The organism is Phreatobacter sp., from assembly GCF_016793595.1.
Lineage (GTDB): Bacteria > Pseudomonadota > Alphaproteobacteria > Rhizobiales > Phreatobacteraceae > Phreatobacter.
The window spans coordinates 116522-128598 of record NZ_JAEULY010000009.1 but is presented as its reverse complement, the minus strand read 5'-3'; the positions used below and the strand labels follow the sequence as shown (position 1 = coordinate 128598).

Annotated in this window: 10 protein-coding genes; 4 read left to right on the top strand and 6 right to left on the bottom strand. The window is 67.9% G+C overall.

The window, feature by feature from the left end; translation table 11 throughout:
• Positions 1 to 27: 27 nt before the first annotated feature.
• Positions 28 to 1002 carry a quinone oxidoreductase family protein gene (locus JNK84_RS11545; protein WP_293424191.1) on the bottom strand — a complete coding sequence of 325 codons (975 nt, stop codon included), beginning with the start codon at positions 1000 to 1002 and terminating at the stop codon, positions 28 to 30.
• A gap of 179 nt (positions 1003 to 1181) precedes the next feature.
• On the opposite strand from JNK84_RS11545, the gene JNK84_RS11540 reads away from it, so the two are divergent.
• Entirely contained in the window at positions 1182 to 2285 is a 1104-nt protein-coding gene (locus JNK84_RS11540; RefSeq protein ID WP_293424189.1) for an endo-1,4-beta-xylanase, read from the top strand.
• Positions 2285 to 3712 (top strand): lipopolysaccharide biosynthesis protein, encoded by a 1428-nt coding sequence (locus JNK84_RS11535; protein ID WP_293424187.1) that lies wholly within the window; start codon positions 2285 to 2287, stop codon positions 3710 to 3712. Before JNK84_RS11540 ends, JNK84_RS11535 begins: the two co-directional genes overlap by 1 nt.
• 50 nt (positions 3713 to 3762) lie before the next feature.
• On the opposite strand, the gene JNK84_RS11530 is transcribed toward JNK84_RS11535, so the two are convergent.
• From JNK84_RS11530 to JNK84_RS11515, 4 genes are all read right to left on the bottom strand, one after another.
• Positions 3763 to 4896 carry a hypothetical protein gene (locus JNK84_RS11530; RefSeq protein ID WP_293424185.1) on the bottom strand — a complete coding sequence of 378 codons (1134 nt, stop codon included), beginning with the start codon at positions 4894 to 4896 and terminating at the stop codon, positions 3763 to 3765.
• An 89-nt stretch (positions 4897 to 4985) separates the two neighbouring features.
• Positions 4986 to 5792 carry a WecB/TagA/CpsF family glycosyltransferase gene (locus JNK84_RS11525; RefSeq protein ID WP_293424183.1) on the bottom strand — a complete coding sequence of 269 codons (807 nt, stop codon included), beginning with the start codon at positions 5790 to 5792 and terminating at the stop codon, positions 4986 to 4988.
• A 2-nt stretch (positions 5793 to 5794) separates the two neighbouring features.
• Entirely contained in the window at positions 5795 to 7273 is a 1479-nt protein-coding gene (locus tag JNK84_RS11520; protein ID WP_293424181.1) for a GumC family protein, read from the bottom strand.
• A gap of 115 nt (positions 7274 to 7388) precedes the next feature.
• Complete coding sequence (locus JNK84_RS11515; protein WP_293424179.1) at positions 7389 to 8198, bottom strand: polysaccharide deacetylase family protein; 810 nt, start codon at positions 8196 to 8198, stop codon at positions 7389 to 7391.
• A gap of 232 nt (positions 8199 to 8430) precedes the next feature.
• On the opposite strand from JNK84_RS11515, the gene JNK84_RS11510 reads away from it, so the two are divergent.
• On the top strand, positions 8431 to 9435 hold the full coding sequence (locus JNK84_RS11510) for a glycosyltransferase family 2 protein (protein ID WP_441343241.1): 1005 nt from the start codon (positions 8431 to 8433) through the stop codon (positions 9433 to 9435).
• A gap of 28 nt (positions 9436 to 9463) precedes the next feature.
• Entirely contained in the window at positions 9464 to 10537 is a 1074-nt protein-coding gene (locus JNK84_RS11505; protein WP_293424175.1) for a glycosyltransferase, read from the top strand.
• A 71-nt stretch (positions 10538 to 10608) separates the two neighbouring features.
• On the opposite strand, the gene JNK84_RS11500 is transcribed toward JNK84_RS11505, so the two are convergent.
• Positions 10609 to 12051: an undecaprenyl-phosphate glucose phosphotransferase gene (locus JNK84_RS11500; protein WP_293424173.1), complete on the bottom strand. Its 1443-nt coding sequence runs from the start codon at positions 12049 to 12051 to the stop codon at positions 10609 to 10611.
• Between the last annotated feature and the right edge of the window lie 26 nt (positions 12052 to 12077).

Genomic DNA, 12077 nt, shown 5'->3' with positions numbered 1-12077 from the left:
TTTCATATGGAGCGCGTATTCGGGCGGTCAGGGGATCAGGATCATCGACCCCGTGGTCTTGCGGCCGGTCAGGTCCTTGTGGGCCCTTGCGACGTCCTTGAGGGCATATTCGGCGGGCTTCTGCACCTTCACCGTGCCGTCCTGAACCACAGCGAAAACGTCCTTGGCATTGGCCAGCAGTTCCTTGCGCGTCGCGACATACTGGAACAGCGTCGGCCGCGTGAGCGAGGCCGATTTCGCCCCGAGCATCGAGGGAGCGATCGGATCGGGCGGGCCCGAGGCCGCGCCGTAGAGCACCAGATGGCCGCGGATCGCGAGGCACTCGAACGACTTCAGGAACGTGTCCTTGCCGACGCCGTCATAGACGACCTGCACGCCCTTGCCGCCGGTGATCTCCTTCACGCGCGCGACGAAGTCCTCCTTGGTGTAGACGATGGGGAACTTGCAGCCGTTCTTTTTGGCCAGCGCCGCCTTTTCCTCGGTGGAGGTCGTGCCGATGACGGTTGCGCCCAGCGCCTTCGCCCACTGGCAGAGCCACAGGCCCATGCCGCCGGCCGCTGCCTGCACGAGGACGAAATCGCCCTTCTTGACCTGGTAGGTCTCCTTCAGGAGATAGCGCGCCGTCATGCCCTGCAACATGATCGCGGCGGCCGTCTTGTCGTCGATGGCCTTCGGCAGCTTCACCAGCGATGCAGCCGGGATCAGGCGCTTTTCGGCATAGGCGCCCGGCGGTCCGCCGGCATAGGCGACGCGGTCGCCATAGGCGACTTCCGTCACGCCTTCGCCGATCGCCTCGACGATGCCGGCGGCTTCCATGCCGATGCCGTGCGGCAGCGAGGGCATCGCATAGACGCCGGTGCGCTGGTAGATGTCGATGAAGTTCACGCCGATCGCGGTCTGGCGGATATAGGCTTCGCCCGGACCCGGCGGCTTCAGCGACACGTCCTCGTAGACCATCGCCTCCGGTCCGCCCGGTTTGTGGATGCGGATCGCCTTCACCATCTGCCGTCCTCTCGAGAATCCGATGCCATTGCCGATCCTGCCGGCATGTCATGCACTTGTAATGCGATCGGCCGCGATCCGTCGATATGGCGCGGCGCAGATTGCTTGCGCGGCGTTCCGCCCTCTTTGCGCCTCCCGCATCGCGGTATAGCTCTTGCGACATCAAGGGCGAGGTGCCTATGCCGTCCCGTCGCGAAACGCTTGCCGCTGCCCTGACCGCCGCCGTCGGCCTTGCCGGCGGCGTCGCGTCCCCGCTTGGCACAATGCTCCTGTCCCGCGCCGAAGCGCAGCCGCGCCCGCTATCGGCCGACTGGGTCGTGCCGTTCGGTGCGGCCGTTCGCGATGACCCGCTGGCAAACGAGCCGGACTACCGCGCGGCCCTCGTCCGGCATTGCCGGCAGATTGTCGGGGAGGGCGGGCTCAAATGGTTCGACATCCGCCCGACGCGCGAACAGTTCGTTTTTGACGGGCCTGACCGGCAGATCGACTTCGCCACCCGCTACGGCATGGAGCTGCGCGGCCACACGCTCGTCTGGTACGGCGCCATGCCCGACTGGACCAAGACCATCGGTTCGGCCGCCGAGGCGGAGCGCGAGCTGACCGGCCATATCGAGCGGGTGATGACCCGCTACAAGGGCCGCATCAAGAGCTGGGACATCGTCAACGAGCCGATCCCCGACGACCCCGCCAGCCGCTCCGACATCCGCTCGTCGATCTGGCAGCAGCGCCTCGGCGAGGCGCATATCGTCATGGCGCTGCGGACAGCGGCGCGCGTCGATCCCGGCGCGCAGCTGGTCATGAACGAATACGACATCGAGTTCGTCGGGCCGCGCTTCCGGCGCAAGCGCGAGGCCTTCCTGCGCCTGATCCGCGACCTGAAGCTGCGCAACGTGCCGCTTCACGCCATCGGCCTGCAGGGCCATCTGCGCGGCGATCTCGCCATCGACAAGGAGGGCGTCTCGGCCTTCGTGACCGAGTGCCGCGCCATGGGCCTCGACGTGCTTGTCACCGAGCTCGACGTCATCGACGACAAGCTGCCCGGCCCGCCGGAGGTTCGCGACATCCTCGTCGCCTCGCGCGCCTATGACTTTCTCGATGCCATCGCGTCGGCGAAGCGGCCGGCCGCCATCCTCACCTGGGGTATCACCGACCGGCACACCTGGGTTCCGATCTATTTCAAGCGCACTGACGGATTACGGAACCGGCCGCTGCCGCTCGACGAGAACTACCGCCCGAAGCCTCTGATGCAGGTGATCGAGCATTTCGCCAGGGGCGGCCGCTGATGCTCATTCGCCAGACCTCCACCTACATGGTCGCGCACGGTACGTCCGCCGCGCTGGGTTTTCTGTCGGTCATCCTGTTCACCCGCCTGCTGACGCCGGCGGAATACGGTTTCTACGTCATTGCCCTGAGCATTGCCGGCGTCATCTCGGCGCTGCTGTTCACGTGGGTGCGACTTTCCGTGCTGCGGTTCGAATCCGAGGGGGAGGCGGCCGATATCCGGCTGACCGCGCTTGCAGCCTATCTGGCGTCGGTTCTGACCATGCCCGTGGTGCTGGCCGTGACCACGCTGGCGCTCGGCATTTCGTTTGACCGGGGGCTTGCCGCCGTCGTGCTGGCAGCGGCTCTGGGGCTGTTCGAACTGGGGCAGGAGATCCTGCGCGCGCGGCTCGATGCCACCGCTTATATGCGCGCCACCGTGGTCCGCGCCTTTTCGGCCATCGCGGTATCCTATGCGCTGGTGCAGGCCGGCTTCGGCGGGCTCGGTCTCGTCGCCGGCGTGGTCGCCGGCTACGTCGTCTCGGCTCTCCTGTTTTCGCCAGTTGTCTGGAAGGGGCCGCGAAAGCCCTTCGACCGGGCGACCTTCAACATCATGCTCGGCTTCGGCATTCCCATGGCCCTGTCGGGCGGCGTCTTCGCGCTACACGCGGCGCTCGACCGGCTGCTGGTCGCATGGCTGCTCGGCGATGCGGCGGCAGGCGTCTATGGCGCGGCGGCCGATCTCGTCCGTCAGATCATCCTGTTCCCGGCCCTGTCGGTGGCTTCCGCCGTCGTGCCGCTCGCCATCCGTTCGCTCGCCGAGGAGGGCGCGGCGGCTGCCGACGAGCACCTGACCCGCAGCGGCGAATTGCTGCTGGCGGTGGTCATGCCCGCGGTTGTCGGGCTCGCCATCGTCGCCCCGCATTTCGCGGCGCTGATCCTCGGCCCGGAATTCCGCGACACGGCAGCCGTGCTTATTCCGATCCTGGTTTTTGCCTGGCTGTTCCAGACCATTTCCCAGCAATTCGTGCAGGTGAGCTTTCATCTCGCCAAGAAGCCGTCACTGATGGTCGCCCATGGCACGGTGATCCTCGTCGTCAACGTCGTGGCCATGGCGCTGCTGGTGCGGCCCTTCGGGCTCAAAGGCGCGGCCTGGTCGCTGGTCATCGCGGAGTTTGCGGGGGTCGTCGCCGGCTACATGCTGTCCCAGCGCGCCCATCCGCTGCCACTGTTCTGGCGCCCGGCGCTGAAGGTCGCCGCCGCCGTCCTCGTCATGGCTGTGCCGACCGCCCTGATCGAATGGAGCGACCCGACCGACAGTTTCGTCAGCCTCGCCGCGTCGGTCAGTGTCGGCGTGCTGGTCTATGGAGCGGCGACCTTCGCGCTCGACATTGCCGGCATACGGGGCATCCTGATGCGCCGCATGGGCTGGAGCGCGGGCCCGTCCTGATACTGCGATGAGAGGATTGAGGCGCGGCGCGCAGCGCCGGCCTGCACTGCTCAGACTGACCAGTCGATCCGGGCGAAATGCGCCTTCAGGAGATCGTCGGCCTCATGCACCGCCGGGTCGAAGCGCTCGGCGCGCGTGCGGGCGTATTTCCAGTTGTCGTTGATCTCGCGGAAGTGGCGATAGCCGAAGGCTTCGCTCGTCCTCAGCGCCGCCGGCCAGCGGTCCACCGTGTGGACGCGCCACTGGGCATTGTCCGGGCAGCGGGACGGCACAAGCGTCCATTTCGGCGGGCAGGCGAGGGCATCGCGCGGCAGAATGCCGAAGCGGCGGTGCATCTGCGCCCTTTGGACCGTGTTGAAATCGGTATGGCGCACGTCCTCAGGCGGAGCCTGCGCAGGCTCGCCGATGCCGACGACCCAGCGGCCGCGATAGCGCACGATGCCGAACCGGTCGTTCTCGGCTGCCTCGAAGACGCTGCGGCCATCGGGCGAGACCACCATTTCGTCGACATCGGCGTTCTGGGCGCTGGCAGCCGCCTCGAGGAAGCGGCGGCGGGCATGTTCCCATGCGCCGTGCTGGCAATAGTCGGAATCCCAGAAACGCCTGGCGTCGAGACCCTGCGGACCGTATTTGAACGGCCAGGAGACGACCCGTGCCACGGCTATGCCGCCGACCGCATCGATGGCCTCCGCCAGTTCCTCGGTCGAATAGCGCGTCGAGCCGTTGTCGTAGAACAGCACGGCGTCGGCGCCATGGGCGTCGCGCGCGAAGCGGATCCAATCCTGAATCCAGCTCAGCCGGTTGTTCTTCGACAGCGTGAACAGCACCCGCCGGCCGAAGAACAGATCGACCTCGCTCGGCCCGACGGCGATGTCGAGGCGTCCGAACGAGGTTTCGAGGGAGAGATGGGTCGTGTCGTCCGGTGCATCGACCAGAACCTGGCCGTGGCGGTCCCATTCGCGCAGCGCGAAGCGGCAGGCGGCACCCGACGGGCGTGCCGTGATCGCCATGGATTCGAGGGCCGGCTTGAGGTTGAGGAAGGGCGGGCCGAGCAGAGCGATGCGGCCGTCAGCGCCCCGGAATGCGTCGTAGAACAGCGTCTCGGCGTCGAATTTCGCGTTGAAATCATCCTCGCGGTGCGCCAGGGGCCGCGTCGGCTCGCGCCGGACGCCGGCCGGCAGCATGACTGGAGCCGGCCGGACGATGTCGGTCCGCGGAACCGCGAACGGAGGCCGGATGGGAAGCGGGGGCATGTCCATCGGAGCCATGTTCCTCAGGCGGACCGCGTCGCCATCAGGTAGAGCGCTTTCGGATTGGTCACGGCGTAGCGCCAGAACAGGCGGCGCGGTTCGAGCCAGACCCGATAGGCCCATTCGAGCGATGCCCGCTGCATCCATTCGGGGGCGCGGCTGTTGGTGCCGGACAGGAAGTTGAACAGGCCGCCGGATGTCTTGATCATGCCGACATTCGGCAGTTTCGCCGCATGACGCGCAACGAAATTCTGCTCGTGCGGCACGCCCATCGCGAGCCAGAGGATATCCGGCTTCAAGGCATTGATCTCCGCGAGCTTCGCATCGAGGGCCGCGTCCTTGAGAAAGCCGTGGCACGCGCCGGCAATGGCGAGGCCGGGATAGCGGAGGCGGACATTGGCGACCGCCCGTGCATTCTCTTCCCGGGTTGCGCCCAGCATGTAGAAGGTGGTGCCGCTGGCGATGGCGCGCTCGGCGACATCGTGGAACAGATCGGTGGTTGCGACGCGCTCGGGCAGTGGCATGCGGCAGCGCAGCCGCGATGCGACGACCAGCGGCTGGCCGTCGGCGACGATCTGGTCAGCAGAGAGAATCTGCCCGGCGAAGGCGGAATCGGCGGCCGCCCTGGCGATCACCTCGCCATTGGCCGAGGTCAGATAGAGCGGACGCTGCCCGCGCGGGCGCGTGCGCGCGACGCGGATCATCCAGTCCGCCGCCGCCGCGCGGTCGAGCACGGCGATGGGCAGGCCGCCGACCGTGACGGTCGGCAGGGCGGTATCATGCTCCGGCGGGGTTATCAGCGCATCGGCCATGGCAAGCGTTCCGGTCATGGTCAGACGAGCCGCGCGACCGGCGGCTGGTGCCGCACGAAAGACGATCCGGCGGGCGTCACGCCGAACCCGGCTTTCAGCAGGGCAAGGAGCAGCGCGATGCCGACGCCGAGGCCGGCGCCGCCGATGAAACCGGCCATCGCCAGAACCACGCCACGGGGCGGAAACACGCGGTCGCGCGGCGGCTGGGCCACCGTGATGATCCGGGCATTGTTGGTGTCGAGGCGCTCAAGCTCGCTGGTCTCGCGCGAGCGGGCAAGGAAGGCATTCAGCAGGTTACGGTTGACGTCGACCTCACGTTGCAGCTCGCGCAATTGCACGAAGGCCTGGCCGGCGTCGGAGGCCTGCGTGATCAGCTGGTCGACGGCCCGCCGCTGGCTCGTCTCGGCGGCGCGCGCGCGGTCAAGGTCGGCGCGGGCGGATTGGGCGATGCGGGCGAGTTCCTCGGTGATGGCGCGATCGAGGTCGGAAACCTGCGCCTGCGCGTTCCGCACTGTCGGGTGACGCGGGCCGTATTCGGTGGAGGCGTCGGCAAGCCGCCGGCGCGCTTCCGCCTGCTGGCCGCGCAGCGCGGCAATGGTCGGCGAGATGACAGCCTCGGGCAGGGCGCTGGCTGCCCCGTTCGAGCGGAGCGCGCGCTGGATCTGCTCGTTGCGGGCGAGGGCTTCGCCCGCGCGCGCCTGCGCCTGTGCGAGCTGGGTGTTCGCATCAGTCAGCTGCTGTTCGGAAACGAGCTGCGTGCGGGTGCCGACGAGACCATTGCGGCGGCGGAAGTCCTCGGCGCGCTCCTCGGCGGTGCGAACGCGGGAGCGCAATTCGTCGAGGCGGTTGGTCAGCGCCTGCGTCGCGCGGCGGGCCGTCTCCGAGCGGGCCTCGGTCTGGCTGTCGATATAGGCGTGGGCCACCGCATTGGCGAGGCGCGCCGCCTTGTCGGGATCGCCCGCGCGCACGGTCACCTCGATGACGAAGGTGCGCTCCGGCCGGCGCACGATGACGCGGTCATAGAGCGCGTTCAGCGCGAGGCGCTCGCGGGCCTGGAGGCTCTCCTCGCCGCCGCGGCGCAAGCCGAGCGAGCCGAGCAGGTTGGCCGCCCACGACGCGCCGCCCTGGCCGTTGAATTCGGGATCCTCGGTCAGCCGCTCGCCGTCGATGACGCGCGCGAGCACACTCTGCGAGGTGACGATGCGCGCCTGGCTCTCGACGAAATTGATGGCCGTGTTGGAGTCCTGCTGGCGCGGCGTCAGCTCGTTGTCGAAGACTTGCAGGCCACGCGGATCGACGAAGATCTGGGCCGTCGACATGAAGCGCGGCGCGATCATCCGGGACGCCATGTAGGCCATACCGGAGCCAACGAGCCCGAGGACGGCGATCAGAATCCAGCGGCGGGCAACCTCGGCGATGATGTTCGGCGAGGCAGTGGCAGCGGACCTCGGCTCGGCGGGGCGCGCGGGAACGGGACTGGTGCGACCGTCTTCGTACATGGGGCAGACCCCTCGACTCGCAATCCGGTGCGGGGACGTCCGTCCCGGATTGATACACGGAGATTGTTCTCCGTTCCTACCGCGCAAGGACGGGGCCAGCGGTTGCAGTGGCGTTTCAGGACACGCCGATGCGGGTCAGCGCGTCGCGGATCGGCAGCACGTCCATGCCGCGTCGTGCGGCGCCCAGCAGGGCCGCGGTCAGAAGCGCGGGCGATGCGCCGAAGCGGGTCGGCCGGTCGGCGATGTCGTGCGTGAGGAACACGAGCCAGCCGTTGCGGGCGGCCGCATCGTCTAGAATGTGCGTCAGCTCATCGAGCGAGAGCCCGCGATCCGTCAGTTCGTAGGCGCGGATGAAGTCGAGATCGACCGTGCCGACATTGAGCCCGCGCTGAACGGACCTGCTGGCGCGCGCGAGGCGGCTCAGAGCCCGCTTCTGCGACAGCGTGGACAGGCCGAACGGATAGGCGAAGGTCTCGTTCGCGAGGTTCGGCAGGATGCGCCGCAGGGCCGCGCGATTGGCCGCGAGGTCGGCGCCGAACTGCCGACGGCTCATCAGAAATGACGGCCGGTGGCTTTGCGTGTGAAGCCCGATCTCATGCCCGTGATGGTGGAGGTCGCGGATCGCATCCGCTCCGGCGATGGTCCACAGGGCGCGCTTCTGGCCGATGAGGCCGCTCGCCGCATAGAAAGTGCCTTGGGCACCATGATCCCCGAGGATGCGGGCGCCGGTCTCGTGAGCCGAAGCGGGAAAATCATCGAAACTGAAGGAGACGATCGGGCGTTCGAGGTTGATTGTTGCCGTGCGGAACGGGACGCGCCGCGCGATCGTGTGAACGATACGGTCGGACAGGCGCCGGAAAGTCGCATCGTCGCCGTCATCGAACGGCGACAGCGCGGCGGCTGGAGGAATGGGCCTTCGCTGCATTCGGGTCTCGTGGTCCGCCTGCATGATGCGGTTTCGCCTCTCGCGTCCGGGCGCGGATGTCCCGCTGCGGGATCATTCGAGCCGACCTGCGCCGGCCTCGCAAGGCGTGGGCCAGCGGCGGCGTCACGACACATGGCACGCGGCAGGAGACTTGCTCCCGCGTGCCAGAGCCCCTTGATCGAGCAGCGGAGCGCGACCCATGCTGCGCCAGAATGAGATTGCCACGATGCAGATGTCCCCGATGAGGACCGACCGGACGGTTGCCATGCCGCCGGGTGCGGTCGCCAGCCCCGGTCTCGACGCGGCCGCGGTTCGGGCCGTGGCGGTCGTGCCGACGTTCCGCCGGCCGGCCATGCTGGCCGAGACGCTCGCATCGCTGGCGGCCCAGCGGACGGCGGTCCGCTTCGCCGTGCTGGTGGTCGAGAACGATGCGGTCGGCCGCGAAGGGTTCGGCGTTGCCGCCTCGTGGCTCACGCCCGGAACCCTCGCGGGGGTTGCGCTGGTGGAGCCGCGACAGGGCAACGTCCATGCGATCAATGCCGGTTTCGCCGCTGCCCTCGCGCATTTCCCGAATGCCGAGCATCTCCTGATGATCGACGATGACGAGATCGCGTCGGCGGGCTGGCTCGACGCCATGGTGGCCGGCGCCGAGGCGAGTGGCGCCGATATCGTCGGCGGGCCTGTAGTGCCGCGCTTCCGCGAGGACGCGCCCGGCCTGCTCCGCCGGCATCCTGTCTTCTGGCCGAGCCACGACAGTACCGGGCCGGTTCCGATGATCTACGGCACGGGCAATTGCCTGATCCGTCGCCGTGTCTTTGAGCGCCTCGGCCAACCCGCGCTCGACCCGCGCTTCAATTTCCTCGGTGGCGGCGACCTCGACTTCTTCACACGCGCGAAGCGGGCGGGGCTGCGCTCCCACTGGGTGCAGGAAGCGCTGATCAGCGAAACGGTGCCGGGAGAGCGGGCGCGCTTCGGCTGGGTTCTGAAGCGCGGTCTCAGGATCGGCTCGATCAATCGGGCGGTCGAGGTCAAGCAGACGGACGGCCTTGCCGGCCGGCTGAAGGTCCTCTCCAAGGATGTCGCGATCGTGCCGTTGGCGCTATTCCGCGCAGTCGGCCAGCTCGCTGCGACGCGCAACCCGCTGGTTGCCATGCATCCTCTCGCCGTTTCGTTCGGTCGCCTGATGGCGGCGGCCGGCATCGAGCAGCAGCCCTACCGCGCCAAGGACAAGGGCTGATGACCTTTCGGTCGACAGGGCAGGCGGCATGAACGCGGCAGCTTCGTCCACATCCATGCTCGTTCTGGTATCGGACAGTGCGACGCCCTGCGGTGTCGAGGCGTTCGCACGCCGCCTGGCCGAAACCGCTGGTGCGCGAACCCATGTGCTCGACACCAGCGCCAGCCGCCTCGCACGGGCATTGGAGGGCGCCCAGGCATTGATTCTCAATCTACCCGTCGTCGCCTGGAAGAAGAGGTTGATCGAACCCGCGCTCGCTGCTGCCGTCGCCCGGCGGCGCTGCGCGGACGTGGTCGTCGTCCTGCACGAATGGGACGATCTCGACTGGAAGCGCCGCGCCAGCTACGCGCCGCTGCTGCCGCTCGCGACGGCGATCCTGTTCTCGTCACCCGAGGTCGCCGCGCAGTTTGCCGCCAGCCCGGCGAGCCGTCTCGCAACCGGGATGCGTGGCATCGTGCCGATCCCGCCGAACCTGTCGCGGCCTGCGGTCACGACGGCGACGGCGCACTCGGCGCGGGTTGCGGCGGAGAAGGCGGCAGGTCGGTTGGTGATTGGTCATTTCGGCTCGATCTATCCGAAGAAGCAGTCGACGGCGGTGCTGGAAGTGGCCGCGGCGCTCCGCAGCCGGGGCCTCGATGTGTTCTGCGCCTTCGTCGGCTCCTTTGTGAAAGGGCAGGACCGGGTGGAGGAGCAGTTCCGGGCGCGCGCGGCGGAACTCGGTCTCGTCGACCGGATGATGGTCACCGGCTATGTCGCGACCGATGCCGAGGTTTTCGGTATCCTCGATACCTGCGACCTGTTCCTCTACTCGTTCACGGAGGGGCTGACGGCGCGACGTGGAAGCGTCCTTGCCTGCGCAATGACGGGACGGCCGGTCATCGTCAATGCGCCGGAAAAGCCGGGGGCCTTCGATCATCATCCGACCTATCAGCGGCTGATTGCGGACGGGTCGCTGGTGCTCGCCCAGTACGACGCGACGCCAGCCGCGCTGGCCGATGCGATTGTCGCTGCGCGTGATGCCAGGCAACCGCTGGGTGGCGTCGATGTCGCGGCGGCGTGGCAGGACGCTCGCGAGGCCGTCGAGCGCATCATCGCCCGGTAGGCCCGAGAAAGCCGGCAAACAAAAAGCCCGGCGCTTGCGCCGGGCTTTTGTCGTTGTGCTCGATGTATCGATCAGAAGGCGTTGTCGTAGGCCTTCCGCGAGAAGACGGTGCGGAACAGGATCTCGATGTCGAGCATGATCGACCAGTTGTCGATGTAGTAGAGGTCGTGCTCGACGCGGGCCTGCATCTTCGCCTCGGTGTCGGTTTCGCCGCGCAACCCATGCACCTGCGCCCAGCCGGTGATGCCGGGCTTCACATTGTGGCGGCGGGCATAGAGGCTGATCCGGTCGTCGAACTGGCGGTCGTGGGCGATGGCATGCGGACGCGGGCCCACCAGAGACATCTGGCCGGCGAGCACGTTGAGCAGTTGCGGCAGTTCGTCGAGGTTCCAGCGGCGGAGGAAACGGCCGACGCGGGTGATGCGCTGGTCGTTGCGGGTCGCCTGCCGGATCACGTCGCCGTCGTCCTGGACCGTCATGGTCCGGAACTTGACGATCTGGAAGGCGCGCTGATTGAAGCCGAGGCGCCGCTGGCGGAACAGGACCGGGCCAGGGCTGTCGAGTTTGATGGCGAGGCCGACCAGCAGCAGGACCGGCGTGAACAGGAACAGCGCGAACGAGCCGAGCGCGATGTCGAGGGCGCGCTTGACCATGATCTCGCCGGCGGAGAGCGGCGGCCGGCCGAGCTGAAGGCTGGCAATGCCGCCTGCCTTGGCGATGTGAATGTGCTCGAAACGATCGAAGATGCGCTCCGGGCCGAGATGGACGGTTACCGGCATGCGCATGAAGGCCTCGATCAGCATGTCGATCGTGCCGACCTCCGACCAGGGCACGATGATCATGACGTCGTCGAGCTGCATCTCGCGCGCTTGCGCGACGATGCGGGCGATATCGCCCCGGCTGGGTTCGGTCTCGCCGGGCGTCAGGAGGCCGGTTCCGGCGACGTGCATGCCCGCGTTCCAGGGCTGGTAACGCAACGCGAACGAGGTGACGTCGTTCTCTCGGCCGACCAGCATGACCCGGCGCGCCGGGATGACCCCGATCTTCGAGCCGAGCGTCATCAGCCGGCCGGCGCCGCCGCGAACCAGCAGCACGGCGGGCAGACCGGCAAAGAAGGTCGCGACCACGGCGACGCGGGAGAAGACGTCGGTGGATTTGGTCGCGAAGGCGAAGGCCATCAGCGTGACGAAGGTCGCCGCCCACAGCGTCAGCGTGGTGCCGAAGGTGCGGCGCGCGCCGACATAATTGGCGACCTGATACTGGCCCTTCAGCGCGCTGAGGAGAACGAAAAGGCTCGCGAGCAGCAGCGCGAGGTCGGCCTGCGGCTGTGCGGTCCAGAATTCGCCGGCGGTCAGGCGGGTGTAGAGCAGCGAGACAACATACGAGCAGCCGGCGACCACGATCCAGTCGAGGAGGGCTGTGGCGGTCATCAGGCCGAAACGCGACCAGGCGTAGCCCCCGCGGCTGCGCCAGGCGATGGAACCGACCGGAACTTCAAGATCCTTCAGCGTCATCAGACATACTCGACGACTTCGCGAAA

What these genes read in the sequence shown, in the direction of transcription:
- JNK84_RS11545 (WP_293424191.1), bottom strand. Translation starts at nt 1,002, where the DNA reads ATGGTGAAGGCGATCCGCATCCACAAACCGGGCGGACCGGAGGCGATG.
- JNK84_RS11540 (WP_293424189.1), top strand. Translation starts at nt 1,182, where the DNA reads ATGCCGTCCCGTCGCGAAACGCTTGCCGCTGCCCTGACCGCCGCCGTC.
- JNK84_RS11535 (WP_293424187.1), top strand. Translation starts at nt 2,285, where the DNA reads ATGCTCATTCGCCAGACCTCCACCTACATGGTCGCGCACGGTACGTCC.
- JNK84_RS11530 (WP_293424185.1), bottom strand. Translation starts at nt 4,896, where the DNA reads ATGCTGCCGGCCGGCGTCCGGCGCGAGCCGACGCGGCCCCTGGCGCAC.
- JNK84_RS11525 (WP_293424183.1), bottom strand. Translation starts at nt 5,792, where the DNA reads ATGACCGGAACGCTTGCCATGGCCGATGCGCTGATAACCCCGCCGGAG.
- JNK84_RS11520 (WP_293424181.1), bottom strand. Translation starts at nt 7,273, where the DNA reads ATGTACGAAGACGGTCGCACCAGTCCCGTTCCCGCGCGCCCCGCCGAG.
- JNK84_RS11515 (WP_293424179.1), bottom strand. Translation starts at nt 8,198, where the DNA reads ATGCAGCGAAGGCCCATTCCTCCAGCCGCCGCGCTGTCGCCGTTCGAT.
- JNK84_RS11510 (WP_441343241.1), top strand. Translation starts at nt 8,431, where the DNA reads ATGTCCCCGATGAGGACCGACCGGACGGTTGCCATGCCGCCGGGTGCG.
- JNK84_RS11505 (WP_293424175.1), top strand. Translation starts at nt 9,464, where the DNA reads ATGAACGCGGCAGCTTCGTCCACATCCATGCTCGTTCTGGTATCGGAC.
- JNK84_RS11500 (WP_293424173.1), bottom strand. Translation starts at nt 12,051, where the DNA reads ATGACGCTGAAGGATCTTGAAGTTCCGGTCGGTTCCATCGCCTGGCGC.